The sequence below is a fragment of the Streptomyces sp. ERV7 genome, from assembly GCF_001653515.1.
Lineage (GTDB): Bacteria > Actinomycetota > Actinomycetes > Streptomycetales > Streptomycetaceae > Streptomyces.
The window spans coordinates 1,278,579-1,303,109 of the sequence record NZ_LYOY01000051.1 but is presented as its reverse complement, the minus strand read 5'-3'; the positions used below and the strand labels follow the sequence as shown (position 1 = coordinate 1,303,109).

The 24,531-nt window shown below is 71.2% G+C and carries 27 protein-coding genes, 1 tRNA gene and 2 pseudogenes; 17 read left to right on the top strand and 13 right to left on the bottom strand.

The annotated features are described in order from the left end of the window. Window positions 1-44: 44 nt before the first annotated feature. Window positions 45-485, bottom strand: a complete 441-nt coding sequence (locus tag A8W25_RS28715) for a PPOX class F420-dependent oxidoreductase (RefSeq protein ID WP_067166757.1) — start codon at window positions 483-485, stop codon at window positions 45-47. Window positions 486-633: 148 nt separating this feature from the next. Here A8W25_RS28715 and A8W25_RS28710 point away from each other — a divergent pair, with 148 nt between their 5' ends. The 4 genes and pseudogenes from A8W25_RS28710 to A8W25_RS28695 all read left to right on the top strand — a co-directional run bounded on the left by A8W25_RS28710 (window position 634) and on the right by A8W25_RS28695 (window position 4,022). After that, entirely contained in the window at window positions 634-813 is a 180-nt protein-coding gene (locus A8W25_RS28710) for a hypothetical protein (RefSeq protein WP_067166755.1), read from the top strand. A 174-nt stretch (window positions 814-987) separates the two neighbouring features. Further along, window positions 988-1,845 (top strand): annotated as a pseudogene (locus A8W25_RS28705) (pentapeptide repeat-containing protein); the annotation flags it as partial. Between the two features lie 294 nt (window positions 1,846-2,139). Beyond that, complete coding sequence (locus A8W25_RS28700) at window positions 2,140-2,937, top strand: polysaccharide deacetylase family protein (RefSeq protein ID WP_079126457.1); 798 nt, start codon at window positions 2,140-2,142, stop codon at window positions 2,935-2,937. A gap of 92 nt (window positions 2,938-3,029) precedes the next feature. Next, window positions 3,030-4,022 carry an NAD-dependent epimerase/dehydratase family protein gene (locus A8W25_RS28695; protein ID WP_199831850.1) on the top strand — a complete coding sequence of 331 codons (993 nt, stop codon included), beginning with the start codon at window positions 3,030-3,032 and terminating at the stop codon, window positions 4,020-4,022. An 84-nt stretch (window positions 4,023-4,106) separates the two neighbouring features. Here the strand turns inward: A8W25_RS28695 and A8W25_RS28690 are convergent, their stop codons facing one another. Continuing rightward, a complete protein-coding gene (locus tag A8W25_RS28690; RefSeq protein WP_067166750.1) occupies window positions 4,107-4,898 on the bottom strand; it encodes an SGNH/GDSL hydrolase family protein in 792 nt (263 codons plus the stop codon). 131 nt (window positions 4,899-5,029) lie between these two features. Continuing rightward, window positions 5,030-5,410, bottom strand: a complete 381-nt coding sequence (locus A8W25_RS35845; protein WP_420708532.1) for a M23 family metallopeptidase — start codon at window positions 5,408-5,410, stop codon at window positions 5,030-5,032. On the opposite strand from A8W25_RS35845, the gene A8W25_RS35840 reads away from it, so the two are divergent. The 9 genes and pseudogenes from A8W25_RS35840 to A8W25_RS28650 all read left to right on the top strand — a co-directional run bounded on the left by A8W25_RS35840 (window position 5,403) and on the right by A8W25_RS28650 (window position 12,957). Next, complete coding sequence (locus A8W25_RS35840; protein WP_420708531.1) at window positions 5,403-5,684, top strand: hypothetical protein; 282 nt, start codon at window positions 5,403-5,405, stop codon at window positions 5,682-5,684. The genes A8W25_RS35845 and A8W25_RS35840 overlap by 8 nt on opposite strands. 127 nt (window positions 5,685-5,811) lie before the next feature. Next, window positions 5,812-7,902 (top strand): annotated as a pseudogene (kdpB, locus tag A8W25_RS28680) (potassium-transporting ATPase subunit KdpB); the annotation flags it as partial. 22 nt (window positions 7,903-7,924) lie between these two features. Beyond that, a complete protein-coding gene (locus tag A8W25_RS28675) occupies window positions 7,925-8,599 on the top strand; it encodes a potassium-transporting ATPase subunit C (RefSeq protein ID WP_067166748.1) in 675 nt (224 codons plus the stop codon). A 53-nt stretch (window positions 8,600-8,652) separates the two neighbouring features. Further along, the gene (locus A8W25_RS28670) at window positions 8,653-9,351 is read left to right on the top strand and encodes a response regulator (protein WP_067166745.1); all 699 of its coding nucleotides are present in this window, start codon (window positions 8,653-8,655) and stop codon (window positions 9,349-9,351) included. Between the two features lie 86 nt (window positions 9,352-9,437). Further along, window positions 9,438-9,512 (top strand): 50S ribosomal protein bL37, encoded by a 75-nt coding sequence (locus A8W25_RS35835; protein ID WP_371657075.1) that lies wholly within the window; start codon window positions 9,438-9,440, stop codon window positions 9,510-9,512. A gap of 95 nt (window positions 9,513-9,607) precedes the next feature. After that, window positions 9,608-10,087, top strand: coding sequence for a nucleoside deaminase (locus A8W25_RS28665; protein WP_067167362.1), 480 nt, complete (start codon window positions 9,608-9,610; stop codon window positions 10,085-10,087). Window positions 10,088-10,165: 78 nt separating this feature from the next. Beyond that, window positions 10,166-10,618 (top strand): type VII secretion target, encoded by a 453-nt coding sequence (locus tag A8W25_RS28660; RefSeq protein ID WP_067166744.1) that lies wholly within the window; start codon window positions 10,166-10,168, stop codon window positions 10,616-10,618. 3 nt (window positions 10,619-10,621) lie between these two features. Beyond that, entirely contained in the window at window positions 10,622-12,340 is a 1,719-nt protein-coding gene (locus A8W25_RS28655; protein ID WP_234386604.1) for an alpha/beta hydrolase, read from the top strand. 26 nt (window positions 12,341-12,366) lie between these two features. Beyond that, the gene (locus A8W25_RS28650) at window positions 12,367-12,957 is read left to right on the top strand and encodes a hypothetical protein (RefSeq protein WP_234386634.1); all 591 of its coding nucleotides are present in this window, start codon (window positions 12,367-12,369) and stop codon (window positions 12,955-12,957) included. Between the two features lie 16 nt (window positions 12,958-12,973). Here the strand turns inward: A8W25_RS28650 and A8W25_RS28645 are convergent, their stop codons facing one another. The 5 genes from A8W25_RS28645 to A8W25_RS28625 all read right to left on the bottom strand — a co-directional run bounded on the left by A8W25_RS28645 (window position 12,974) and on the right by A8W25_RS28625 (window position 16,435). Further along, complete coding sequence (locus A8W25_RS28645) at window positions 12,974-13,387, bottom strand: PIN domain-containing protein (protein WP_067166738.1); 414 nt, start codon at window positions 13,385-13,387, stop codon at window positions 12,974-12,976. After that, a complete protein-coding gene (locus A8W25_RS28640) occupies window positions 13,384-13,647 on the bottom strand; it encodes a CopG family transcriptional regulator (RefSeq protein WP_067166736.1) in 264 nt (87 codons plus the stop codon). The genes A8W25_RS28645 and A8W25_RS28640 overlap by 4 nt, the downstream gene beginning before the upstream one ends. A 526-nt stretch (window positions 13,648-14,173) precedes the next feature. Next, entirely contained in the window at window positions 14,174-14,599 is a 426-nt protein-coding gene (locus A8W25_RS28635; protein WP_067166734.1) for a type II toxin-antitoxin system VapC family toxin, read from the bottom strand. Further along, a complete protein-coding gene (locus A8W25_RS28630; protein ID WP_067166731.1) occupies window positions 14,596-14,799 on the bottom strand; it encodes a hypothetical protein in 204 nt (67 codons plus the stop codon). Before A8W25_RS28630 ends, A8W25_RS28635 begins: the two co-directional genes overlap by 4 nt. A gap of 385 nt (window positions 14,800-15,184) precedes the next feature. Next, window positions 15,185-16,435 carry a hypothetical protein gene (locus A8W25_RS28625; RefSeq protein WP_067166728.1) on the bottom strand — a complete coding sequence of 417 codons (1,251 nt, stop codon included), beginning with the start codon at window positions 16,433-16,435 and terminating at the stop codon, window positions 15,185-15,187. A 282-nt stretch (window positions 16,436-16,717) separates the two neighbouring features. Here A8W25_RS28625 and A8W25_RS28620 point away from each other — a divergent pair, with 282 nt between their 5' ends. Continuing rightward, window positions 16,718-17,722 (top strand): AraC family transcriptional regulator, encoded by a 1,005-nt coding sequence (locus A8W25_RS28620; protein WP_079126455.1) that lies wholly within the window; start codon window positions 16,718-16,720, stop codon window positions 17,720-17,722. Between the two features lie 429 nt (window positions 17,723-18,151). Next, the gene (locus tag A8W25_RS28615; protein WP_067166722.1) at window positions 18,152-19,663 is read left to right on the top strand and encodes a SulP family inorganic anion transporter; all 1,512 of its coding nucleotides are present in this window, start codon (window positions 18,152-18,154) and stop codon (window positions 19,661-19,663) included. A gap of 131 nt (window positions 19,664-19,794) precedes the next feature. Here the strand turns inward: A8W25_RS28615 and A8W25_RS28610 are convergent. Then, window positions 19,795-19,868 (bottom strand) — tRNA-Pro (locus A8W25_RS28610). Window positions 19,869-19,974: 106 nt separating this feature from the next. On the opposite strand from A8W25_RS28610, the gene A8W25_RS28605 reads away from it, so the two are divergent. After that, on the top strand, window positions 19,975-20,451 hold the full coding sequence (locus tag A8W25_RS28605) for a DUF309 domain-containing protein (protein WP_067166720.1): 477 nt from the start codon (window positions 19,975-19,977) through the stop codon (window positions 20,449-20,451). Between the two features lie 44 nt (window positions 20,452-20,495). Here A8W25_RS28605 and A8W25_RS28600 read toward each other — a convergent pair whose 3' ends face one another. The 3 genes from A8W25_RS28600 to A8W25_RS28590 are packed head-to-tail and all read right to left on the bottom strand — an operon-like array spanning window position 20,496 to window position 23,292. Then, window positions 20,496-21,125, bottom strand: a complete 630-nt coding sequence (locus A8W25_RS28600; RefSeq protein ID WP_067166718.1) for a LutC/YkgG family protein — start codon at window positions 21,123-21,125, stop codon at window positions 20,496-20,498. Continuing rightward, window positions 21,122-22,540: a LutB/LldF family L-lactate oxidation iron-sulfur protein gene (locus A8W25_RS28595; RefSeq protein WP_067166715.1), complete on the bottom strand. Its 1,419-nt coding sequence runs from the start codon at window positions 22,538-22,540 to the stop codon at window positions 21,122-21,124. The genes A8W25_RS28600 and A8W25_RS28595 overlap by 4 nt, the downstream gene beginning before the upstream one ends. Then, window positions 22,537-23,292, bottom strand: a complete 756-nt coding sequence (locus tag A8W25_RS28590; protein WP_067166713.1) for a (Fe-S)-binding protein — start codon at window positions 23,290-23,292, stop codon at window positions 22,537-22,539. The genes A8W25_RS28595 and A8W25_RS28590 overlap by 4 nt, the downstream gene beginning before the upstream one ends. 81 nt (window positions 23,293-23,373) lie before the next feature. Between A8W25_RS28590 and cobF the strand changes: the two genes are divergently transcribed. Next, a complete protein-coding gene (gene cobF, locus A8W25_RS28585; RefSeq protein ID WP_067166711.1) occupies window positions 23,374-24,129 on the top strand; it encodes a precorrin-6A synthase (deacetylating) in 756 nt (251 codons plus the stop codon). Here the strand turns inward: cobF and A8W25_RS35830 are convergent. Beyond that, window positions 24,098-24,529: a precorrin-6A/cobalt-precorrin-6A reductase gene (locus A8W25_RS35830; RefSeq protein WP_420708529.1), complete on the bottom strand. Its 432-nt coding sequence runs from the start codon at window positions 24,527-24,529 to the stop codon at window positions 24,098-24,100. The two genes, cobF and A8W25_RS35830, sit on opposite strands and share 32 nt — an antisense overlap. Between the last annotated feature and the right edge of the window lie 2 nt (window positions 24,530-24,531).

The window sequence follows — 24,531 nt, the reverse complement described above, 5'->3', positions numbered from 1 at the left end:
GCGGGAACAGCGCCGTTACGCGGCAGCGACCCGCCGGGGACGGCTCAGGCGCGCGGCTGTCCGTAGGCGCGCTCGACCCGCAGCCGGAGCACGACGCGCCGGTCGCGGACCATGGCCCGCCGGTAGTCCTCCCAGTCCGGATGCTCGCCCTGGACGTCCCGGTAGAGCTGGATCAGCTCCTCGACGGTCGCGTCGTGGGGGTCTGCGGCCACCGGGGAGAGGTCGGCGACGCCCTCGGCCACGGTCCAGGCCCAGCGGTCGGCGCTGGTGACGTGGTAGCTGGCGCGCGGGTCGCGGCGCAGGTTCTTCGTCTTCGCCCGGTCGTCGGTGAGGGAGACCTTGATCACGCCCTCCTCCGGGTAGTAGGCGTGGTTCACGTTGGAGAGCTGCGGCCGGCCGTCGCGCTTGAGCGTGGCGAGGACGCCGCCCTTCTCCGCCGCGACCAGCTTGAGCAGTGCTTCCTCGGTTCCGTCGAATGCCGTCATGGCCACTGGAACAGCGCGCGCGTACGTCCGATTCCCGCGCCCTCGCGCGCGTGGTGGAGGACATGTGGGGAAGGACTGATGACGGTGTGATGGACCCCGCAGTGCCGGTTCGGGGCCGATTGTCGGACCCTGCGCTTAGTCTGGACACATGTCCACTACCGCCGACCTCCCTGGTTCCGTACTGCCGGACGCCGAAGCCGCCAACGCGGCGATCCGCGACCTCGTCGACAGCACGGACCCGGACGGCGGCTGGCCCGCGGAGGAGTACGAGCGGCTGCTCGCGCTGTGGGCGGCGGCCACCACCGCCGATCTCGACGAGGCCGCGTAGCGCCTGGCGCCGCTCCGGCGGGTCCGGGAGGCCTCGGGCCGGTCTCCGGTCGGCTTCGGTCCGGGCGACAGCTCGACGGTAGGCTCGGCCTGCCCTTATGTCCGTGCGGGGCCCGCGGCACACCCGTCGGCGGCACCCGCCCGGGCCACCAGTCACCACAGGAGAGCGCCCGCCTTGTCCGAGACATCCGAGAACCGCGTACGTCAGCAGGCCGCCACGGCGCCCGGTCCGGCGGACGACCGCTCCGGGCTGCGGGCCGACTGCGCCAACTGCTTCGGTCTGTGCTGTGTCGCGCTGGCGTTCTCGCGGTCCACGGACTTCGCCGTCGACAAGGCCGCCGGGGAGCCCTGCGGCAACCTCGGGCAGGACTTCCGCTGCGGCATCCACGACAAGCTGCGCCCCAAGGGCTTCCAGGGCTGCACGGTGTATGACTGCTTCGGCGCGGGCCAGAAGATCTCCCAGGTCACCTTTGCCGGGCGGAACTGGCGGGAGTCGCCGGACGGGTCGCGGCAGATGTTCGCGGCGCTCCCCGTGATGCGCCAGCTCCACGAGCTGCTCTGGTATCTCGCCGAGGCCCAGGCCCGCCCGGCCGCGCGCCCGGTCCACCGGCAGCTGGCGGCCGAGCGGGAGAGGATCGAGCGGCTCTCGCTCAGCGATGTGGACACACTCCTGGAGCTGGACGTCGCCGCGCTGCGCGCCGGGGTGAACACGCTGCTGCTGCGCACCAGCGAGCTGGTGCGCGCCGAGGTCAAGGGGAAGAAGAAGGACCGCAGGGGCGCCGATCTGTTCGGGGCCCGGCTCAGGGGCGCCGATCTGCGCGGCGCTGACCTGCGGGGCGCGTATCTCATCGCGGCCGATCTGAGCGGGGCGGACCTTCGGCTCGCCGATGTGATCGGCGCGGACTTCCGCGACGCCGACCTCGCCGGGGCGGACCTCACCGACTGCCTCTTCCTCACCCAGACACAGGTCAACGCGGCACGGGGTGACGGCGGCACGGTCCTGCCGGCGGGCCTCGACCGCCCCTCGCACTGGCCCGCGGGCACGACCACTCCTGCGGCGCCGTCCGGCGGCGGGGATGCGGCGCAGGCCGCCGCCGGCCGCAAGGGCGCGGCCCCCGAGGCCGCCTCGGGCCGCAGGGGTGGCCCGGCCCGCAAGCCCGGCACCTCCCGGCGCAAGGGCTCCGGCCCCGCCGGATCCCGCCGCAAGTAGCCGTTTCCCGCTCTCCGCATGTCCTGTCCGGCTTGGAGCCACCCCACTATGCATGCGGTGTATACACCTCGCGTATAGTCCGGCGTGTTCTGGTCCAGACCGAAGGGGAGACGCGCCATGCGCAGCAGTAATTCCGAAGTCCGCCGGTCCCGGGTGCGGGCCGCGGCCGCGCTGGTCGCGGTGGCCGCGCTCGGTCTGACGCTGACCGGATGCTCCGACGGCGCCGTCTCACCCCGCTCGGCCCGCAACGACGCGCTCGACAGCAAGGCCGCGGCGGGCGCCGACGCGGGCACCGCGGGCGGGGCGGACTGCCGCAAGGCCAAGTGCATAGCCCTGACCTTCGACGCCGGGCCGGGCCCCAAGACGCCCCAACTGCTCGACACCCTCAAGGAGAAGAAGGTGCCCGCCACCTTCTTCCTGCTCGGCAGCAACCACGTCGAGAAGTACCCCGACACCGTGCGCCGGATCGCCGCCGAGGGCCACGAGGTCGCCAACCACACCTGGTCGCACGAGCGTCTGGACAAGCTGAAGCCCGCCGAGATACGCACCGAGCTCAACCGCACCCAGGAGGCGGTGGCGAAGCTGACCGGCCGCAAGCCGGTCCTGATGCGGCCGCCGCAGGGCCGTACCAACAAGGAGGTCACCAAGGTCAGCAAGGAGCTGGGGCTCTCGCAGATCCTCTGGAGCGCGACCGCCAAGGACTACTCCACCAACGACTCGGCCCTGATCACCGAGCGCATCCTCGACCAGGCCGACCGCGACGGCATCATCCTGCTGCACGACATCTACGACGGCACCGTGCCCGCCGTGCCCGGGATCATCGACGCCCTCAAGGCGCGCGGCTTCACCTTCGTGACCGTGCCCCAACTGCTCTCCCCCGCCGCCCCGAAGCCCGGCCAGCTCTACCGCCCCTGACGCTCCCCCGGCCGCGTCCGCCCGGCCGCCGCGATTTCGCCCTCAGCATGCAACGGTTCTCAGAAGCCGTTCCGGCGGGCAGAGTTGCGGCCATGAAGCTGTTGATACTGGGTGGTACGGAGTTCGTCGGCCGCGCCGTGGCCGAGGCCGCGGTGGCGCGCGGACACGAGGTGACGGTCTTCCACCGGGGCCGCCACGAGCCGCCCGCGGGGGTGAAGGCGCTGCTCGGCGACCGGACGGCCGAGGACGGTCTGGCGGCGCTCGCCGACGGCCGGTGGGACGTGGTGGTGGACACCTGGTCGGGGGCGCCCTCCCTGGTGCGCGACGCCGCACGGCTGCTCGCCGAGGGGCGCGCCGCCCGGTACGTGTACGTGTCGAGCCGGTCCGTGTACCAGGACCCGGTCCCGGCCGGAGCGGACGAGACCGCTCCGCTGGTCGACGGTTCGCCCGACGCCTCGGGCGAGGTGGCCTATCCGCAGGCCAAGCGCGGCGGCGAGCTGGCCGTCGTCCGGGAGTTCGGCCCGGACCGCTCGCTGCTGGTGCGCGCGGGGCTGATCCTCGGCCCGTACGAGAACATCGGGCGGCTGCCGTGGTGGCTGGGGCGCATGGCGCGCGGCGGCAAGGTGCTCGCGCCGGGGCCGCGTGACCTGCCGGTCCAGTTCATCGACGTCCGGGACCTGGCGGAGTGGATCGTGAGCGCCGCCGACTTCGGGCTCTGCGGCCCGTACAACCTGGTCTCCCCACCCGAGCACACCACCATGGGCGAGCTGCTGGAGGCCTGTGCGCGGGTCACCGGCGGCGGCGCCGAGCTGCGCTGGACGGACCCGGAGCCGATCCTGGCCGCCGGGGTGGAGCCGTGGAACCACCTGCCGGTGTGGATTCCGCCGGGCGAGCTGCACACCACGATGCACGGCTCGAACGTGTGGAAGGCGGTGCTGTCGGGGCTGAACTGCCGTCCGGTCGAGGAGACGGTCGCCGACACCTGGGCGTGGCTCCAGTCGATCGGCGGCGAGCCGCCGCAGCGGCCGGACCGCCCCCGGGTCGGACTCGACCCGGAGACGGAGCGGAAGCTGCTGCACGGCTGAGCCGCGCGTGCGGCGCCGCCGCCCGTACGACGGTCCGTCAGTGATGCCGCCGGTCCCGAGCGGACCAGCGGGCCTGATGGGCCGTCAGAGGGGCAGCAGATCGGGGCGCTTGGGCTCCACGTGGTCGCCCGAGCTCTCCCCGCGCAGCCGGCGCCCGATCCACGGCACCAGGTGCTCACGCGCCCAGTGGATGTCGTCGCGCCGCACCTCAAGGGTGTTGCGCGGCGGCATCGGGGGCCACTCCTGGTCCGGGTCGGCCGGAATCTCCAGGCCGAGCACCTGGGCCGCGCGCAGCGCCACCCGGGTGTGCCCCTCCGGCGACAGGTGCAGCCGGTCGTCGTCCCACGCCCGCCGGTCCTGGACGGACCGGAGCGACCACAGGTCGAGCACCGGGCACCCGTAGCGGTCCGCGATGGAGCGCACATGCGCGGTGTACGTCGCCACCTTGCCCCGCAGATGCTTGAAGACCGGCACCCCGCGCGTATCGAACCCGGTGGTCACCATGACCGTCGGGATCGCGCTCTTCAAGTCGGCCACAGCGCGCTCGAAGCGCTCGGCCACGTCGTCCGGGTCGCTGCCCGGCCGGATGATGTCATTGCCCCCCGCACAGAAGCTCACCAGGTCGGGTGCGAGCTCCTTGGCCCGCGGCACCTGCTCCTCGACGATCTGGTCGAGGAGCCTGCCGCGAACCGCGAGATTGGCGTAGCGAAAGGCCCCCTCCGGTCGCTGGTCTGCCAGTAGCACGGCGAACCGGTCCGCCCAGCCGACGAACGCCCCGTCCGGGCCGGGGTCGCCGACGCCTTCCGTGAAGCTGTCGCCGATCGCCGTGTACGACCCGAACGTACCGCTGTTGAATGATCTCGAATCGTCTGCCACGGGACCATATCTTTCCCTTACGGATGTGACCTACGCGACCGTAAGGAGGGGTTGACGGTGGGTGATATAGACCACCCGGTCAGTTGTCCCCAGCGGGAATACGCCCGGCTTCCCGGACGGGGCCCGGAATGTCAGAGGTTCGCGCCCTGCTGGCGGAGGTAGGCGACCGGGTCGACGTCCGAGCCGTAGTCCGGCGTGGTGCGGATCTCGAAGTGCAGATGCGGGCCGGTGACATTGCCGGTGGCGCCGGAGAACCCGAGCTGCTGGCCCTCGGTCACGGTCTGCCCGGCCGAGACGGAGAGCTGCGAGAAGTGGGCGTACTGGGAGTACATGCCGTCGGCGTGCCGGATGACGACCTGGTTGCCGTACGCGCCGCCCCAGCCGGCCGAGACGACCGTGCCCGCGCCGACGGCCTTCACCTCGGTGCCGGTCTCGGCCGCGAAGTCGACGCCCGTGTGGTAGCCGCTGGACCACATGGATCCGGCCATGCGGTACGGGGTGCCGATGCTCACGCTGTCGAGCGGCGCGCGGAAGCCGGTGGCGGAGCCCTGGTTCTCGGTGGTGGCGGACGCGTTCGAGGCCGTGGAGGTCGAGGCGGACGACGACGTCGACGTGTGGGTCCGGGGGGCCGCCTTCTTCGTCCCGGACGCGTGCGAGCCGCTCGTCTCGGCGGAGCCGTGCGACGTGCCGGAGGCGTTCGCGGAGGCCTTCGCCCCGAGGACGAGCTTCATGCCCGGGCGGATCAGCGCCGGGTCGGAGCCGACGACCTCGCGGTTGTCCTGGTAGAGCCGCTGCCAGCCGCCGAGCCGGTGGTCCTCGGCGATCCGCGACAGGCAGTCGCCGCTCTTGACCTTGTACGTGGTGGGCGCGGCGGCCGGAGCGGCGGCGCGGGCCTGCTGGGGCGCGGTGGCGGACCCCCACCAGCGCCCCGCACAGCGACGTCCCCACCGGTCACCAGGACCAGGGGAAGGTCGGCGGCGGCCTGTTCGACCCGAAGCTGCTGGTCAAGTCGTTCCCGGACGCGATCAGGAAGCTCGACCCCCGGGTGATGGTCAAGTCCCCGGTGATGTTCGTCGTCGAGATCGGGTCCGTACTGACGACCGCCCTCGCGATCAAGGACCCGGGTGACGGGTTCGGCTGGGCGATCGCGGGCTGGCTCTGGCTGACCACGATCTTCGCCAATCTGGCGGAGGCGGTCGCGGAGGGCCGGGGCAAGGCGCAGGCCGACACCCTGCGCAAGGCCAAGACCGACACCGTCGCCCGCCGGCTGTCCGCGGACGGCCGGAGCGAGGAGCAGGTCCCGGGCACCGAGCTGCGCATCGGCGACCTGGTCGTCTGCGAGGCGGGCGACATCATCCCGGGCGACGGCGATGTCGTCGAGGGCGTCGCCTCGGTCGACGAGTCCGCGATCACGGGCGAGTCCGCACCGGTGATCCGCGAGTCCGGCGGCGACCGCTCGGCCGTCACCGGCGGCACCAAGGTGCTCTCCGACCGGGTCGTCATCAAGATCACGACGAAGCCGGGCGAGACGTTCATCGACCGGATGATCAACCTGGTCGAGGGCGCGGCACGGCAGAAGACGCCGAACGAGATCGCCCTCAACATCCTGCTGGCGTCCCTCACCATCGTCTTCCTGCTCGCCGTCGTCACCCTCCAGCCCTTCGCGAAGTACGCGAACGCCGAGCAGTCGATGATCGTCCTCGCGGCCCTGCTGGTCTGTCTGATCCCGACCACGATCGGCGCACTGCTCTCCGCGATCGGCATCGCGGGAATGGACCGCCTGGTCCAGCGCAATGTGCTGGCCATGTCCGGCCGGGCCGTGGAGGCGGCGGGCGACGTGTCGACGCTGCTCCTGGACAAGACCGGCACCATCACCCTGGGCAACCGCCAGGCATCGGAGTTCGTCCCCGTACGCGGCACCACCGAGGCGGAGGTCGCGGACGCCGCCCAGCTCTCCTCGCTGGCCGACGAGACCCCCGAGGGCCGCTCGATCGTGGTCCTGGCCAAGGAGAGGTACGGGCTGCGCGAGCGCCACCAGGGCGAGCTGACGAACGCGGAGTGGATCGCCTTCACCGCCCAGACCCGGATGTCGGGCGTGGACGTGGACGGGCGCAAGGTCCGCAAGGGAGCGACCGGTTCGGTCGCGGCGTGGGTGAAGGAGCGGGGCGGACGTGTCGCGGAGGACACCCAGCGGCTCACCGACGGGATTTCCCAGGCTGGTGGCACGCCGCTGCTGGTGGCTGTGGAAGACGCGGACGGGGCCCGTGTCCTGGGTGTCATCCACCTCAAGGACGTGGTGAAGGAGGGCATGCGGGAGCGGTTCGACGAGCTGCGCCGGATGGGCATCAAGACGGTCATGATCACGGGTGACAACCCGCTGACCGCCAAAGCCATCGCGGAGGAGGCGGGCGTGGACGACTTCCTCGCCGAGGCCACCCCCGAGGACAAGATGGCGCTGATCAAGCGCGAGCAGGCCGGCGGCAAGCTGGTCGCGATGACGGGCGACGGCACCAACGACGCCCCCGCGCTCGCCCAGGCGGACGTCGGCGTCGCGATGAACACCGGCACGTCGGCCGCCAAGGAGGCCGGCAACATGGTCGACCTCGACTCCAACCCGACCAAGCTGATCGAGATCGTGGAGATCGGCAAGCAGCTCCTGATCACCCGGGGCGCGCTGACGACGTTCTCCATCGCCAACGACGTGGCGAAGTACTTCGCGATCATCCCGGCGATGTTCGCGGTGGTCTACCCGGGCCTGGACAAGCTCAACATCATGAGCCTGCACAGCCCCGAGTCGGCGATCCTCTCGGCGGTCGTCTTCAACGCGCTGATCATCGTCGCGCTCGTACCGCTCGCCCTCAAGGGCGTCCAGTACCGCCCGACCAGCGCCGACAAGATGCTCCGCCGCAACCTCGCCGTCTACGGCCTCGGCGGCCTCATCGCCCCCTTCGTCGGCATCAAGCTCATCGACCTGGTCGTCTCCCTCATCCCCGGGCTGCATTAACTCGAAAGCGTGCTGATCCGTCATGAACAACTCGGTAACCAACACAGCCCGGTTGATCGGTGCGGGCCTGCGGGCTCTGCTGGTCCTCACGGTGATCTGCGGCGTCCTGTACCCGCTCGCCGTCACCGGCATCGCCCAGGCGGCCCTCGGCGGCAAGGCGAACGGCTCGGAGATCAAGTCGCAGGGAAAGGTGGTCGGTTCGGAGCTGATCGGCCAGCGCTACGACCTTCCCAAGAAGGACCCGGACGACCCCGAGGAGGCGGCCCGTCCGGACCTGCACTGGTTCCAGCCGCGCCCCTCCAACGGCCTGGGCGCCAACAGCCTCAACACCCGGTACCAGCTGCTCCTGTCCGGCGCGACCAACCTCTCCGGTGACAACGAGAAGTTGATCCAGCAGGTCAAGGACGCCAAGGCGGCGGTGGTCAAGGACAACTCCACGCCCACGTACCGGGTGGACCCCTCGGACGTCCCCGCCGAGGCGGTCACGTCCTCGGGCTCGGGCCTGGACCCCGACATCTCCCCGGCGTACGCGAAGCTCCAGGTCCACCGGGTGGCGCGGATCAACGGGCTGCCGGTGGCCGAGGTGGACAAGCTGGTCGCCGACCACACGACCGGCCGCGTCCTCGGCTTCATCGGCGAGCCCCGGGTCAACGTCCTGAAGCTGAACATCGCGCTGAAGGAACTCGTGGGGAAGTGACGGGGTTAGCGACGGGCCGGGTGCTCCCCGGCGCCGGGGGAGGAGGTGCGCCCGTGACCAGGGTGCTGGTGGTGGAGGACGAGCCGCAGCTCGTACGGGCGCTGGAGATCAACCTCAGAGCGCGGCGGTACGACGTGGACGCGGCCCCCGACGGCGGGACGGCCCTCGTCCTGGCCGCGGCGAACCCGCCGGACGCGGTGCTGCTCGACCTGGGCCTGCCGGACATGGACGGCATCGAGGTGATGCGGACGCTGCGCCGCTGGTCACGGGCCCCGATCCTGGTGGTCTCGGCCCGCAGTACCTCCGACGAGAAGGTCGAGGCGCTGGACGCGGGGGCGGACGACTACATCACCAAGCCGTTCAGCATGGCCGAGCTCCTGGCGCGGCTGCGGGTGGTGACCCGTCGTACGGACGCCCCGAGGGAGCCGGCCGCCGGGTCGGAGGGGGCCCCGGGGGTGGTGCGGACGCCGGGGTTCACCCTCGACCTGGCGGCGAAGAAGGCGACGCGGGACGGGGCCGCCGTCCGCCTCACACCGACGGAATGGCACGTCCTGGAGGTCCTGATCCGCAACAGGGGCCGCCTGGTCACCCAGCGCCAGCTGCTCCAGGAGGTCTGGGGCCCGACGTACCGGACGCAGAGCAACTATCTGCGGGTGTACATGGCCCAGTTGAGACGAAAGCTGGAGGCGGACCCCTCGCACCCGAGGTATCTGGTGACGGCGCCGGGGATGGGCTACCGGTTCGAGGAGTGAGCGGCCGCGATGCGGGGGGAGAGGGCGGCTCATAGACTGACCGTGACGATATGTCCCTGTTGGTACGGATAAGGGAGATGCGGTCCATGTCCAAGCGAGGCAACAAGCGACGCGCACGGAAGAAGAAGAGCGCGAACCACGGAAAGCGCCCGAACACCTGATCCCGTAGGTCGATGGGCCCCTGGGCCGAGAGGCCCCGGCTGCCGCCATGGTCGTGGCGCAGGCCGGGGCCGCCGACGTGTCCCACAATGCCCCTATGGACCTGGAAGCGGCACGCGCCCTGCTCCCCGTCGCGCTGGAGGAGGCCCGGGCCGGACGGGCCGAGGGCGGGATCCCCATCGGCGCGGCGCTCTTCGACGCCGCCGGCACCCTCCTCGGCCGCGGCCGCAACCGCCGCGTCCAGGACGACGACCCGTCCACGCACGCCGAGACGGCGGCGTTCCGCGCCGCCGGCCGCCAGACCACGTACCTCGGTACGACGATGGTCACGACCCTCGCCCCCTGCTGGTACTGCAGCGGCCTGATCCGGCAGTTCGGCATCTCCCGGGTGGTGATCGGCGAGGCGCGGACGTTCGACGGCGGACAGGACTGGCTGGCCGGGCACGGGGTGGAGGTCGTGGTGCTCGACGACGCGGAATGCCGGTCGCTGATGCGGGAGTTCATCGCTTCGGAGCCGGGGCTGTGGTTCGAGGACATCGGGGAGCCGCCCCCGAACGCGAGCCGGTCCGGGGACTGAGTACGCGTACTCATGGCTGGCCGGAATTCGCCCCGTAGCCTGCCGGAAGGAAGATCAGCGAACGAGGGGCGCAACGGCATGTCCACACCGATCGGCGGTCCCACCACGGGCTTCTGGATCACGCCAGGCGAAGTCCAGAAGGCCGGCGAATCGGCCCGCAAGGTGGCCAAGGACATCCCCGACGAGATCAAGACGCTGTACACGCCGACGGACGCGGCGGTGGCGGGTCTCGCCGGGTTCGAGACCGCCAAGGCCATCGACGACTGCCTGGAGGCGTGGGCGAAGGCGCTGCGCTCGCTGGCCGGCATGGTGGAGGGGGCGGCGGACGCGGTCGGATCCTCCAGCACGAGCTTCGTCCGGGAGGACCACGCGCGCGGGAAGTCGTTCCAGGGCTTCGGCCCGTACGCGCCGTACGCTCCGGGTGTCACGGCCCCGACGCCGCACGGCCCGTACGCACCGGGCGTCACTCCCACCCCCGGGCTCTTCGGCCCGACGGTCACCGTCCCGCCGGCGTCGAACGGGGGGCACTGACACATGCGGGTCTCACAACTGCGCGACGCCAAACCGCTGCTGCTGACGGACGCGGGCGACGCCTGGGACAAGCTGGCGGAGAAGTTCGCCACGCACACGAGCGACTGCGGCAAGTATCTGCACGCACCCCTCCAGCAGGGGAACTGGGGCGGGCTCGCCGCCGAGTCCGCCGCCGACCGGCTCGCCCGGATGCAGCGCGACCTGGTGGTGGCCAAGAGGGAACTCGACGCCGTGGGAACGGTGTTGAGGGCGTGCGGCGAGGAGTTCGCCGCGCAGCAGGGCAAGCTGACGAACGCGATCGCGGACGCGACGGGCGCCGGGTACAGCGTCGCGGACGACGGCAAGGTCACCGCGCCGAGTGTGGACACCGGCGGGATGAAGCCCGGCGACGTGGCGATGATGCAGCGCGACCAGGCCACCCGCGCCCAGGGGTACGCCGACCGCATAGGCGACGCCCTGTCGGCGGCGCAGACCGCCGACAAGGAGTACGCGAAGGCGGTCAAGCTCTTCACCGACGCGGCCAACCGGTGCGCCAAGGGCGACTGGAGCATGGGCTTCGTGGAGCTGGCGAAGGCGGACGAGCTCAACCGCGAGCTGCTGCACGAGCTCGGCATGCCGGACGCCAAGGGCTCACCCGCCGCCGTACAGCAGTGGTGGGCGCAGCTTTCCCCCAGCCTCCAGGCCGAGCTGATCCAGGACTACCCGCAGCAGATCGGCAACCGCGACGGCATCCCGGCCGTCGACCGCGACAAGGCCAACCGGACGTATCTGCCGATGCTGCTGAACAGCCTGGAGGGGCAGTACGCGGCGGCGGACGGGGACGAGGCGAAGGCGCTCAAGGACAAGGTCGAGGGGCTGAAGGGCATCCAGAAGCAGCTGTCGGCGTCCGGCGAGCCGCGCCCGTACCTGCTGGGCCTCGGTTCGGAGGGCAAGGGCCGGGCCATCGTCGCCTTCGGCAACCCGGACACGTCGAAGAACGTCTCCGCGTACGTACCGGGCCTGAACACCAAGCTCAGCGGCCACTTCGCGTCGGCGGACGTGGACCGGGCCCGGAACGTGGCGACCATGGCGAACAAGATGTACCCCGACACCACGACCTCCTCGGTGGTGTGGCTGGGCTACGACTGCCCGCAGCTCGACAGCTTCTCGTGGTCGGCGACGGACGTCATGAGCAAGGACGACGCGAAGGCGGGCGCGCCGGCGTACGACCGGTTCCTGAGCGGGATCCGGGCCACCCATGAGTCCGGCTCCCCGCATGTGACGGCGATCGGCCACTCGTACGGCTCGCTCACGGTGGGCCAGGCGAGCCAGCAGCCCGGCGGCATCCCGGCGGACGACGTGGTGCTGGTGGGCAGCCCCGGGGTGGGCGTGGACAAGGCGTCGGACCTGGGCGTGGGCGCGAACCACGTATACGTGGGAGCGGCGGAGAACGACCAGGTCACCTATCTGCCGTCGCCCAACCTGCTGGAGTACGTGGCACCGGGAAGCGAATACGGCCCGAAGAAGAACTGGTTCGGCACGGACCCCGCGGACAACCACTTCGGCGGCCACCACTTCGCCGTCGCCCCCGGCAAGGACACCGGCCTGATGGGCCTGACGAGGGGCGACCTGCCCGCGCACTCGCTCTACTTCGACCCCGACGCGGGCGGCGACTCCCTCCCCAACATAGCGAGCGTGGTCACGGGCCACGGCGACCAGATCAAGACGGCGGCACCGCGATGAGGCGGAGGGTGGGTTGCGTGTTCGTGATGACAGTCCTGGCGGCGCTGACGGCGTGCGAGCCGGACGGGGCCGGGCAGACGAAGAGCGACCAGTCGGTACGCCAGTCGGTACGACAGACCCAGAAGGCATCGAAGATGAACATGCAGCAGGCGGGCGAGGGCTCGGAGACGATCCTGGACGGCACGCTGGCGGCGATCCGGCCGCCGGTGAAGTGGGCGTACGGAGCCCCCATGCGGCAGGCGTGCACCACCGACCTCAACGAGCCGACGGGCAGGACGACGGTCACCCGCAGCCGCAACATCCTGACGATCGTCTCCCCCCAGCGCCGAGGCAGCCTCCTGGGCGTGGTCCAGCGCCACTGGGAGCGCGAGGGCTTCAAGGTGACGAGCGTCCGCGACGGCTCGATGCCATGGGTACGAGCCAGCCGCCCGGACGGCTTCAGCGTGTCGCTGCAGGTGGGGAGCGTGGGGAACGTATTCATCAGCGCGAGCTTCGGCTGCGCGGAGGATGCGCCGATGACGTATCCGAAGGGGACGCCGGGGCAGCCCGGGGGGCCTCGGGGGGAGGAGCTCCGGCCGAGCGAGCGGTCGGAGTTCTGGTCGGCGACGGAGGGGTAACGGCAACGCTGGCGAGTCAGACTTTGATGACGGTGAGGCGCCCGCCGCACAGCGCTGCGATGTCCTCGGGATCGGAGGTCAGCACGGTCACGGGCCCGGGGGAGGCCAGGGCGGTGGCGCCGAGCATGGCGTCGATGGCGTACTTGTGGCCGTGCAGACCGGCATCGGCGAGCAGGGCAGCGGCGTGCCGGGCGACGGCTTCGGTGACCGGCTCGACGACGAGGCGGGACAGGGTCCACTCCAAGGCCGGGCGGTTGATGCGGGGGTGGACCACTTCGACCAAGGTCGCCGCGGATGTGATCACCCGCAGGTCGTCGGCGCGGGCGAGCGCGAGCCAGGTGGTGACCGCGCGGTCGCGCAGGACGGCCTTGGCCAACCCTTCACTGTCGAGCACGAGCGTGCCACCCGGGGCGGCTGGGGAAGGGCTCACGCGGCGTTCGCTCCACCACTGGCCTGCTGCTGACGGGCCTGATGGAGCTGGTCGCGCAGAGCCTGGATCTCCTCTTCGGTGATGGATCCGTGCTCGGCCTCGGCGACCTGGATGAGCTCGTTGAGGTTGTCGCGCTCGATCTGCCGGGCGACGGCGGCGGCGACGTAGGCGGACAGCCCCGAAGGGCCACCGCGAGCGCGGGCGGCTTCGGCGATGTCACGCGGCATGGTGATCGAGTATTTGCCGGTAGGCTCGGTCATGCTACCTATCCTACCTCTTATGCTCCGCCAGTGAGGGCGGGAAGGCAGGCCCGCTCGCGCCGACTATCCGCCTGCCCGGCGGAGCGGAGCGCAGCCGCGTGCTTGATGAAGTAGAGAAAGCCTGAGCCAGACGCGGTGTCAGGGCGTGTATGGGAGCGCCCAGTTGTCCCCCGGGGGGCAGAACCCCTCCAAGGTGCGACGCTCCAAGGTCATCACGCCCGCACAACGTGATCACCGCTGTCCGGCTGCTGTCGCGGGCATCCACCCCCACGCACACGCAAGAAGACCCCGCACCCAGCGAAGTGGCTGGTGGCGGGGTCTTTAGGCACCTACTAACAGGTGCCCCCGGCAGGATTCGAACCTGCGCACACGGCTCCGGAGCACAATCAGAGTTCGGCTTGCGAATGGTCTCCGACCAGCAGGTTTCATGATCACGGGTGCCATGCGGAGCCTTCCTGTATCGCAGATAGTGCGTAGAAGGGGCAACTATGGCCGTGTGTGGTCGGAGAGAGCCCACCGCACGGGGCTACAGGTCGTACGGCAGCAGCTCGAACGCGGGCACGTGGTTGGGCCGCACCACGCTGAAATGCCGCCGGTCGACGGTGGCCACCTGCTTGGCCTGCCAGCGTTCCGCGATGGCGACGACGCATGCGTCCGTGCCCCCGAGCGGCAGACTGGCGTACTGCCGCACGAGGTGGGCCATGCGCTCGATGTCGTCGGGCATGACGCCTGTGACGGTGCCGAGTTGGCCGGCCGCGAGGGCGTCCAGGAACGCGGCCTCGACCTGGGCTCCGCAGCGCGTGCCGATCAGGTGGCAGGCTTCCGCGATGACCGGCGCCGGGATCACGAGGTTGCGGGGGTGGACGCTGTCGTACCAGCGCGCGCACGCCGTGTGGTGGGCGTCGTCAGCGTCCGCCAGGGCCACGAGCGGGCCCGTGTCGACCACGATCACTCGCCGAACCCTGTCTCCCTCAGAATCTCGTCCGCGCGGGCGGACGTGTCGGAGTGCCCGGACCGGCCCATGCCGATGAACGAGGGCCGCGTCCGACGGGACGTGGGCCCTATGAACGGCCGCAGGGTCTGTACCACGGCGTCGAGGTCGTCATCCGGCACGCGGTCGATGAGCGCGTGGAGCTCTTCCCGTGTCGTCATGGTCCCAGGGTAGCCATGGGGCCCGCTCGGGAGGGGCGGGGAGAACTCCCTGAGACCCGCCCTCCAACATTCCGCTTAGAGCCTGAACAGCAATGAGGACCGGCCTGCGGCCGGGCGACCTTCGAGCGCCCATGCGTCTGGAGCTCCCGGACAGACGGCGGCTGCGGCCGGGGGAGACGAGAAGAGGCCACCTCGCGGCGGGCGTGGTCTCTTCCATCCTTAGACGCCGAGTGACGGAGCGTGGCGGGGAACCCCCTTCGGCCCCGGATGCCAGAGCAGGGCGGCCCGGCCCGCCGCCCCGGCCCCGCCGGGGTCCCGCTCGGCTCTCATCTCGTGCACGGCAGCGGCCCTTTCGTTCGGACGTGTTCAGTTCGTACGGGGTCGTTCACGCGGTCTTGAAGTACGCGTTCCAGCCGCCCGTCGGCGCCTGGCCGACGTCCAGCGCACGCAGCTTGTCCAGCACCCGGGGGTCCTGGGCGTCGAGCCAGTCCACGAACTGGCGGAAGGACACGAGCCGTACGTCCTTCTTCCCGGCCATCCCCTTCAGGGCCTCCTCGACGGCGTCCATGTAGATGCCGCCGTTCCACTCCTCGAAGTGGTTGCCGATGCAGAAGGGCGCGCGGTTCGTCTCGTACGCACGCTGGAACCCGGCGAGATAGGCGCGGGTCGCCTGCTCCCGCCAGCCCGGGTGGCGCGAGGGCATGCCCCGGGTGGTGTTCTTCGACTGGTTGGCCAGGATGTTGTAGTCCATCGACAGCACCTCGAAGGAGTGGCCGGGGAAGGGCACGCCCTGGAGCGGCAGGTCCCAGACGCCCTGGCGCTTGTCGGGCCACACCTGGCGTCCGCCGGGCGAGGAGGCGTCGTAGCGCCAGCCGAGCTGCCGGGCGGTGGGCAGCAGGTTGCCCTGCCCGAGCAGACACGGGGTACGACCTCCGATCAGCTCCTTGCGGTAGTCGAAGGGCAGCGGTGGGAGGTCGTGCCAGCCGGTGTTGGTCCGCCATTCGGTGACGAAGGAGACGGCCTGCTCGATCTCGCTGCGCCATTGGCCGGGCGACCAGTTGGCCACCGACCCCGAGCCGCCGCAGAAGTGCCCGTTGAAATGCGTTCCGATCTCATGGCCGTCGTACCACGCTTCGCTCACGTATTTGAGCGTCTCGCGCACATGTGCGTCGGTCAGATAGCCGATGTCGGAGGCGCCGACCGGATTGTTCGGCGGCCGGTAGCGCGACTTGCCCGATTCGGGCAGGAGATAGATTCCGGAGAGGAAGAACGTCATCGAGGCGCCATGGTCGCGGGCGAGTTCCAGAAAGCGCGGGAAGAGCCCGTTGCCCACTTCTCCGGCGCCGTCCCAGGAGAAGATCACGAACTGCGGCGGGGTCTCGCCCGGTTCGAGCGGCCGGGGCTTGGCGGGCTGGTGCGGCTGCTGGCCGGTATCGGCCGTCGAACCATCACCGAGCAGTCTGACCTGGGAGTTCGCCGGTGCATTGGGTGCGGCCGGATGGCCGGGTCCATTCCCCGGCGCATACGGTCGGCCCCCGGCGCCCTCCTGGCCCTCGGTGCCGCATCCGGCGGCTCCGGCCGCCGCGACGGCACCAAGTCCGGCCCCGAGCAGCCCCCTTCGGGTGATCTCGCGCATCGTCTCTCCCGTCAGTCGTCCCACGGACCCCTGAGGTACGGACCGGAGAGTTCTGAATTAACCCGATAGCCGATAACCGCCTCAGCGTACGACGTGTTCAACGCCATTCACGGTAAACACAGAGGGGCCGCACCGGATTTCTCCACGACGGCGTCAATTTCCGCGGCGCCGGACTCCCGGCCGGTCGAGCGAAGGACCCGTACGCCGTGTTGCGCACTCACCCCCGAATCGGCCCGCCGGCAGTGGTGACGGCCGGGCCCGCCCACCGGGAAGATGTGGGCCATGCAGGCAACTTCCCACTCGGGCACGCGGGGTGCCTCACCCGCGTCGCGACTCTCGTTCCGGACCGGGGACCTCGACGAGGCACGCCAGGTGATCGGTGAGACGTACTACGCCAACTCCATCGACGTACTGGACCGCGAGCACCGGCTCGACGCCTCCTTCGAAGTGGTGCGGCTGGGGCCGCTGACCCTGGGGGACCTGCGCTGCGGCACCGATGTGCACATGCGCTTCGGCGACTTGGGGGCCTACCACGTCGACGTCCCGCTCTCGGGCGAGCTCGTCTGGCGGCAGGGGACGCGGACGCCCGCCGTCGCGAACGCCCGGCGCGCGGCGGTCTTCCAGCCGGAGGGCGCGACGACCCTGGAGCGGTGGAACCGGGACTGCCGCCTCCTCGCCGTCAAGATCTGCGCCCAGGACCTGCTGCGCCATCTGGAGGTGCTGCTGGACCGCTCGGTGCCGACCGGGATGCGGCTCGCGCCGGAACTCGACATCAGCCAGGGGCCGGGCCTGAGCTGGTCGCGGGCGGTGGCGCTGGTCGTCCAGGAGATGGACAACGAGCACGGGGCGCTCGCCCAGCCGCTGATGGCGGCCCGGCTCCAGGACGCCCTGCTCACGGGGTTGCTCCTGGCCACCGGCCACCGCTACCGGGAGGAGCTCGACAAGCCGGTCGGGGCCGCGCTGCCCGGCCCGGTCAAACGGGTCGTGGACGCGATCCACGCCCACCCCGAGCGCCCGTACACCACCACCGAGCTCGCCGGCATCGGCCAAGTCGGCACCCGCTGGCTCCAGGAGGGCTTCCGCCGCCATACGGGCATGTCCCCGATGGCGTATCTGCGCGACGTCCGGATGACCCGGGTCCATACCGAGCTGCGCCAGGCCGACCCCGCCCAACTGACCGTCGGGGAGGCGGCCTACCGCTGGGGCTTCACCCACCTGGGCCGCTTCGCCGACAGCTATCGCACACGCTTCGGCGAACTGCCCTCCCAGACGCTGAACACCCCCTGACCGGCGACGCGGCCCCCCGGGCTGCGTGAAACGGCCACGCATCCCGGATCGGCCGACGGAGATCCCGGCGATACGTTGTGCCCACCGTGCCCGGGACCCGGCACGGCGTCGGCACCCTCGTCGACGGCAGCATGCGGGCTGTTCCTGGGCCAGATCAGCTCCCCCCGCTGAGCCGGGGACAGCCCGCGGTCCCGGGGGGACAGACGGAGCCCGCGCCCCGGCGTCAGGGCCCCGGACGCCCTCACGCCACGCCGCCCGGGGCCCGCAAAAACCTCGACCGGGCCCGGAGGGCTCCCCGTGGCCCCGGAACGGGCCGGGCTGTACGGGCCGGGCTGTACGGGACCGGGCTGTACCCTGGAGGGTCCCTCAATCCTCCGTTTCGCTCGCCTGCCGGTTGGCGGTGTGCCCGCCCTGACAGGTCTGCTTCCCTTGCCTGAATCGCCTGACTCCGCTCTGCCCGCTTCAGCGCGGCTGCGCGGCTTCCGCCCGTCCTGGCTGTCCCCGAAGGTGCTGCGCACCGAGGTGCTGGCCGGGCTGGTGGTCGCGCTCGCGCTGATCCCGGAGGCGATCTCGTTCTCGATCATCGCCGGGGTGGATCCGGCGATCGGCCTGTTCGCCTCGTTCACCATGGCGGTCACGATCGCGGTCGTCGGCGGCCGGCCCGCGATGATCTCCGCGGCCACCGGGGCGGTGGCCCTGGTCATCGCCCCGCTCAACCGCCAGCACGGCTTCGGCTACCTGGTGGCCGCGGTCATCCTGGCCGGGGTCTTCCAGATCGCGCTGGGCGCGCTGGGCGTGGGCAAGCTGATGCGCTTCCTCCCGCGCTCGGTGATGGTCGGCTTCGTGAACTCCCTGGCGATCCTGGTCTTCATCGCCCAGGTGCCGCAGCTGCGGAACGTGCCGTGGGCGGTGTATCCGCTCTTCGCGGCCGGTCTTGGACTGATGGTCGCCCTCCCGAGGATCACCACCGCGGTCCCGGCTCCGCTGGTCTCGATCGCGGTCCTCACTTTGGTCACCGTCGCCGCGGGGATCGCCGTGCCGACCGTCGGGGACATGGGCGCGCTGCCGTCCTCGCTGCCCGTTCCCGGACTGCCCGACGTGCCCTTCACGCTCGGCACGCTGACCACCGTCGCCCCGTACGCGCTGGCCATGGCGCTCGTCGGGCTGATGGAGTCGCTGATGACGGCGAAGCTGGTCGACGAGATCACCGACACCCGCTCGTCGAAGACCCGGGAGTCCATCGGGCAGGGCATCGCGAACATCGTCACCGGCTTCCTCGGCGGCATGGGCGGCTGCGCGATGATCGGCCAGACCATGGTCAACGTGAAGGTCTCGGGAGCCCGGACCCGGCTGTCGACCTTCCTCGCGGGCGTGTTCCTGATGGTGCTCTGCGTGGCCTTCGGGCCGGTCGTGTCCGACATCCCGATGGCCGCGCTGGTCGCGGTCATGGTGATGGTCTGCTTCGCCACCTTCGACTGGCACTCCCTCGCACCCAGGACGCTGAAGCGGATGCCCGCGGGCGAGATCACCGTCATGGCCGTCACCGTGGCGGGCGTCGTCGCCACCCACAACCTCGCCGTCGGCGTCGTCGCGGGGTCGGTGACCGCGATGGCCGTCTTCGCGAAGCGCGTCGCCCGGCACGCCGACGTCACCGCGGTCACCGACCCCGACGGCGGCCGGGTCGTCTACGCCGTGACCGGCCAGCTGTTCTTCGCCTCCGCCAACGAGCTCGCCGGCCGCTTCGACTACGCCGGAGACCCCGACAAGGTGGTCATCGACCTCTCCGCCGCCCACATCTGGGACGCCTCCTCGGTCGCGGCGCTCGACGCGATCGAGCACCGGTACCGCCTGCGCGGCAAGACCGTCGAGATCACCGGCCTGAACGGGCCCAGCGCCCGCCTGCACGACTCCCTCAGCGGCGAACTCACCGCGACGGGCTGACCCGGTGCGCGGCCGGCGGGCTCAACTCGCCCCCGGCCACGGCAACACCGTCGGGCACACGAGGTCGGGCATACGAGAAAGGCCGCCCTCTCACGGATGAGAGAACGGCCTCCGACCTGCGTGAAGCAGAGTCGGGACGACAGGATTTGAACCTGCGACCCCTTGACCCCCAGTCAAGTGCGCTACCAAGCTGCGCCACGTCCCGGTGCCCGTCTGACCTGGGGTTTCCCCTGGCCGGTCGTGCATGAGAACCATACCTCACTCAGGGCGGTGTTCCGGTACGGGGAGCGACCGCGGGGGACAATGGGCGCATGGAGACTTCTTCGCGCCGGGACCGGGACGCCGAGGGACGGGCGCGCAACGCGCGGCCCAGGGACGGGCTCGGGCGGCCGCTGCCCTATGGGGCACCCGGAGTGGAGCGGCAGCCGGAGGGTGTGGCGCGCACCCCGGACGAGACCGTGCGGGAGGCGCAGCGGCTGCTCGACGCGGGGATGCCGTTCCATGCGCACGAGGTCTTCGAGGACGCCTGGAAGTCGGGGCCCCAGAGCGAGCGCGAGCTGTGGCGGGGGCTCGCGCAGCTCGCCGTCGGGCTCACCCACGCCGCGCGCGGCAACGCCAGGGGCGGCGCCGCGCTGCTCGCGCGGGGCGCGGACTCACTGGGGCGGTATGTGGGGATACCGCTGTACGGGATCGATCTGACCGGGCTCATGACGTGGGCCCATGAGCTGACCGACCGGCTGCCCGGGCCGGTGGACGCGGCGGCCGAGGCACCCCGGCTGACCCGCTGACGCCGCTGACCCGGCGCCTGGTGCCCCGCCGACTCCAGGGGGCCTCACTCGCTGAGGAGCACCACTTCCAGGGTGCGCGGGCCGTGCACGCCCTCCACCCGGTCCAGTTCGATGTCGCTCGTCGCGGACGGGCCGGAGATCCAGGTCAGCGGGCGTGCCGGGTCCAGGCGCGCCATCGCCTGCGGGACCGACGCCACGACCTGGTCCGGCACCCGTACGACGCAGATGTGGTGGTCCGGGATCAGGGTGATCCGGCGGCGGCCCTGGTCCGGGCCGCCGTCCAGGACGAGGGTGCCGGTCTCGGCGATGGCGAGCGCGCAGCCGGTCACCACGCTGTCCGCCACGTCGAGTTCGGCCGGGGTGGACGCGGCCCGGTCGTGGACGCGTACGGGGTCGGCCGCGCTCAGCCAGTACGGGGGCAGCGCGGGCGGCACCAGGATCGTGGCCGCGCCCCGCTCGGCGAGCAGGCGCATGAGCAGCATCGGCAGATCGTCGGCGTCCGTGCGGTGCACGATCGCCCGGTAGTCGGCCAGGTTCTCGTGCAACAGGTCGACCATGGCCCCGGGGTCGTCCGGGGTGTGGCTCGTGAGGTAGTCGCGGGTGGGCCCGGGGGCCTCGTGGGCGTCGGCCACGGCCGCGCGGACGCGGGCCAGGACGCGGTCGCGGGAGTTCATCGGCTGCGCTTCTTCCACCAGTCGCGGAACGGTTCCCCGGGCATCTCGGGCAGGGCGCGGCTCTCGGTCCACGCACCGGCGCCCGGCGGGTTCTTCGGGTGGAGTCCGCGGGTCCGTGTCGCCGCGCGCTCGGCCGCCGCCAAAACCGCCGGCCGGTCCATGGCCCAACTCGCCGCCTTCATGGCCGCCTTCTCCAGCCGGTGCCCCTTGCCACCCTGCTCCGCCACCCGCTCGCGCAGATGCACCAGCACCTCGGGGATGTCGATGGCGACCGGGCACACCTCGTAACACGCCCCGCAGAGGGAGGAGGCGTACGGCAGTGAGGCGTCGATCTCGCTTGCGGTGCCCCGTAGTTGGGGGCTGAGGATGGCGCCGATGGGGCCGGGGTAGACCGAGCCGTAGGCGTGGCCGCCGGCGCGTTCGTACACCGGGCAGACGTTGAGGCAGGCCGAGCAGCGGATGCAGCGCAGCGCCTGGCGGCCCACCTCGTCGGCGAGCGTGTCGGTGCGGCCGTTGTCGAGCAGGACCAGGTGGAACACGGAGGGGCCGTCGCCGTCCGTGGTGCCCGTCCACATGCTGGTGTACGGGTTCATCCGCTCGGCCGTGGAGGAGCGCGGCAGCGTCTGGAGGAAGACCTCCAGGTCCTGCCAGGTGGGGATCACCTTCTCGATGCCGACGACGGAGATCAGCGTCTCGGGGAGGGTCAGACACATCCGGCCGTTGCCCTCGGACTCCAGGACGACGAGGGTGCCGGTCTCGGCCACCATGAAGTTGGCGCCGGAGATCCCGACCTTGGCGCGCAGGAACTTCTCGCGCAGATGCAGTCGGGCCGCCTCGGCCAGCTCGGCGGGGCTGTCCGTCAGACCGTCCGGGGCGGGGCGGCCCCAGCTGCCCATCTCCTCGCGGAAGATGTCGCGGATCTCGCCCCGGTTGCGGTGGATCGCGGGGACCAGGATGTGGGAGGGACGGTCGTGGCCGAGCTGCACGATCAGTTCGGCGAGGTCGGTCTCGTACGCGGAGATGCCCTCGGCGGCCAGTGCCTCGTTGAGGCCGATCTCCTGTGTGGCCATGGACTTGACCTTCACGACCTCGCGCTCGCCGGTCGCCTTGACCAGGTCCGCGACGATGCGGTTGGCCTCGTCGGCGTCGGCGGCCCAGTGGACGGTGCCCCCGGCCCGTACGACGGACTCCTCCAACCGCACCAGATGGCGGTCGAGATGGCGCAGGGTGTGGTCCTTGATCTGCTTTCCCGCTTCGCGCAGCTGCTGCCAGTCGGAGAGCTCGGCGACCGCTTTGGCGCGTTTGTCGCGGATGGTGTGGGTGGCGTGCCGCAGGTTGGCGCGCAGGGTCGTGTCGTGGACCGCCTCCTTGGCCGCCACGGGGAACGACGGCATGCCGACGAACGTCGCGCTCATACGAGGGGCTCCGCTTCCGTACTGGCCAGGATCTCGGCGAGGTGCAGGGCCCGCAGCGAGTCGCCCCGGCGGCGCAGGATGCCGCCCAGGTGCATCAGACAGGAGCTGTCGGCGCCGCACAGCACCTCGGCGCCGGTGCTGAGCGCACTGTCCGCCTTGTCGGTGCCCATGGCCGCCGAGACGTCCGGGTTCTTGAGGGCGAAGGTGCCGCCGAAGCCGCAGCACTCCTCGGCGCCGGGCAGTTCGCGCAGCTCCAGGCCCTTGACGGCCTCCAGCAACCTGCGCGGCCGCTCCCCGAGACCCAGCATCCGCAGACCGTGACAAGAGGGGTGATAGGTGACGGTGTGCGGGAAGTAGGCGCCGACGTCCGTGACGCCGAGGACGTCGACGAGGAACTCGGACAGCTCGTACAGGCGCGGCACGAGCGATCCCGCGATCTCAGCGAGCTCCGCACCCCGGCCCTCGGAGGCGGCCTTGCGGGCGATACGGGGGTAGTTGTCGCGGACCATCGCCGCGCAGGATCCGGACGGGGTGACCACATGGTCGTACCCCTCGAACACCGCGCCCATCCGGCGCACCAGCGGCTCGGTCTCACGGCGGTAGCCGGTGTTGAACTGGGCCTGTCCGCAGCACGTCTGGCCGGGTGGGAAGTCGACCTCGACGCCGAGACGTTCGAGGAGTCTCACCGTCGCGATGCCCGTGGCCGGGTACACCGCGTCATTGACGCAGGTGACGAAGAGTGCGACACGCATGGTCGGAGGATAGGCGGTAGTTCCCGGCCCCGGTAGGCCTCGCTGTTCGCGCCCTCGCATGGATGCGGCAGACTCGGGGCCGTGAGAAAGATCTATGTGATCGGCATCGGGGCGGGCGACCCCGACCATCTGACGCTCCAGGCCGTCAAGGCGCTGAACAAGGCGGATGCCTTCTTCATCATGGAGAAGGGCGAGGAGAAGTCCGATCTGACCGGGCTGCGCAGGGACATTCTCGACACCCATGTCACCGGCCGCCCGTACCGCCTCGTCGAGGCGCGCGACCCCGAGCGCGACCGCAAGACATCGGACTACTCGCCCGCCGTCGACGACTGGCGCCGCCGCCGGGCCGACCTCTACGAGCGCTTCATCGTGGACGAGCTGGCCGACGACGAGTGCGGGGCGTTCCTGGTGTGGGGCGATCCCGCGCTGTACGACTCCACGCTCGGCATCCTGGAGGAGATCCTGGAGCGGGGCGGGGCCGCCTTCACCTACGAGGTGGTGCCGGGCATCAGCAGCGTCTCGGCGCTGCTCGCCAAGCACCGGACGGGGCTGAACCGGGTGGCCCGGCCCGTGCAGATCACCACCGGCCGACGGCTCGCGGAGGGCTGGCCGGAGGGGGTCGACGACGTGGTGGTGATGCTGGACGCCCGCCAGGCCTTCACCCGCCATCTCGACCAGGATCTGTACATCTACTGGGGTGCCTACGTCGGCACGCCGGACGAGATCCTGGTGCAGGGGCGGCTGTCCGAGGTCTCCGACCGCATCGAGGAGCTGCGGGCCCGGGCCCGGGAGCGCAAGGGGTGGATCATGGACACGTATCTGCTGCGGCGGCACTGAGCAGCGCGAGCACGCTCTGCACGTCCGGGGCCGTACGCACCCCGGCGGGCGGTTCGGGCCGGCGCACCACCACGACCGGCAGCCCGAGCTCGCGGGCGGCGGTGAGCTTGGCGGCGGTGGCGGGGCCGCCGCTGTCCTTGGTGACGAGCACGTCGACGCGGTGCTCGCGCAGCAGCCGCCGCTCCCCTTCCAGGGTGAACGGGCCCCGGTCGAGGAGGACTTCGCAGTGGCGGGGGGCCTGCTGGGGCGCGGTGGCGGGGGCGGCGGTCTGCACCGCGGCGTGCGCGCCGGTGGCGCCCAGCAGCGGGATGGCCAGCGCGGCGCCGCCCGTGCCGGCGGCGACCATGCCCCGGGATATCGGGCTGGACTTGGGACGGCGGTGCTTACCCTTCGCGGGCATGG

Bases quoted from the DNA above. Each gene is read 5' to 3' on its own strand.
- A8W25_RS35830 (WP_420708529.1), bottom strand. From the start codon at position 24,529: ATGCCCGCGAAGGGTAAGCACCGCCGTCCCAAGTCCAGCCCGATATCC.
- A8W25_RS28590 (WP_067166713.1), bottom strand. From the start codon at position 23,292: ATGCGTGTCGCACTCTTCGTCACCTGCGTCAATGACGCGGTGTACCCG.
- A8W25_RS28640 (WP_067166736.1), bottom strand. From the start codon at position 13,647: ATGACCGAGCCTACCGGCAAATACTCGATCACCATGCCGCGTGACATC.
- A8W25_RS28595 (WP_067166715.1), bottom strand. From the start codon at position 22,540: ATGAGCGCGACGTTCGTCGGCATGCCGTCGTTCCCCGTGGCGGCCAAG.
- A8W25_RS28620 (WP_079126455.1), top strand. From the start codon at position 16,718: ATGCAGGCAACTTCCCACTCGGGCACGCGGGGTGCCTCACCCGCGTCG.
- A8W25_RS28600 (WP_067166718.1), bottom strand. From the start codon at position 21,125: ATGAACTCCCGCGACCGCGTCCTGGCCCGCGTCCGCGCGGCCGTGGCC.
- A8W25_RS28710 (WP_067166755.1), top strand. From the start codon at position 634: ATGTCCACTACCGCCGACCTCCCTGGTTCCGTACTGCCGGACGCCGAA.
- A8W25_RS28655 (WP_234386604.1), top strand. From the start codon at position 10,622: ATGCGGGTCTCACAACTGCGCGACGCCAAACCGCTGCTGCTGACGGAC.
- A8W25_RS28700 (WP_079126457.1), top strand. From the start codon at position 2,140: ATGCGCAGCAGTAATTCCGAAGTCCGCCGGTCCCGGGTGCGGGCCGCG.
- A8W25_RS28665 (WP_067167362.1), top strand. From the start codon at position 9,608: ATGGACCTGGAAGCGGCACGCGCCCTGCTCCCCGTCGCGCTGGAGGAG.
- A8W25_RS28625 (WP_067166728.1), bottom strand. From the start codon at position 16,435: ATGCGCGAGATCACCCGAAGGGGGCTGCTCGGGGCCGGACTTGGTGCC.
- A8W25_RS28605 (WP_067166720.1), top strand. From the start codon at position 19,975: ATGGAGACTTCTTCGCGCCGGGACCGGGACGCCGAGGGACGGGCGCGC.
- A8W25_RS28630 (WP_067166731.1), bottom strand. From the start codon at position 14,799: ATGACGACACGGGAAGAGCTCCACGCGCTCATCGACCGCGTGCCGGAT.
- A8W25_RS28650 (WP_234386634.1), top strand. From the start codon at position 12,367: ATGACAGTCCTGGCGGCGCTGACGGCGTGCGAGCCGGACGGGGCCGGG.
- A8W25_RS28675 (WP_067166748.1), top strand. From the start codon at position 7,925: ATGAACAACTCGGTAACCAACACAGCCCGGTTGATCGGTGCGGGCCTG.
- A8W25_RS28660 (WP_067166744.1), top strand. From the start codon at position 10,166: ATGTCCACACCGATCGGCGGTCCCACCACGGGCTTCTGGATCACGCCA.
- A8W25_RS28695 (WP_199831850.1), top strand. From the start codon at position 3,030: ATGAAGCTGTTGATACTGGGTGGTACGGAGTTCGTCGGCCGCGCCGTG.
- A8W25_RS35840 (WP_420708531.1), top strand. From the start codon at position 5,403: ATGCTCACGCTGTCGAGCGGCGCGCGGAAGCCGGTGGCGGAGCCCTGG.
- A8W25_RS28715 (WP_067166757.1), bottom strand. From the start codon at position 485: ATGACGGCATTCGACGGAACCGAGGAAGCACTGCTCAAGCTGGTCGCG.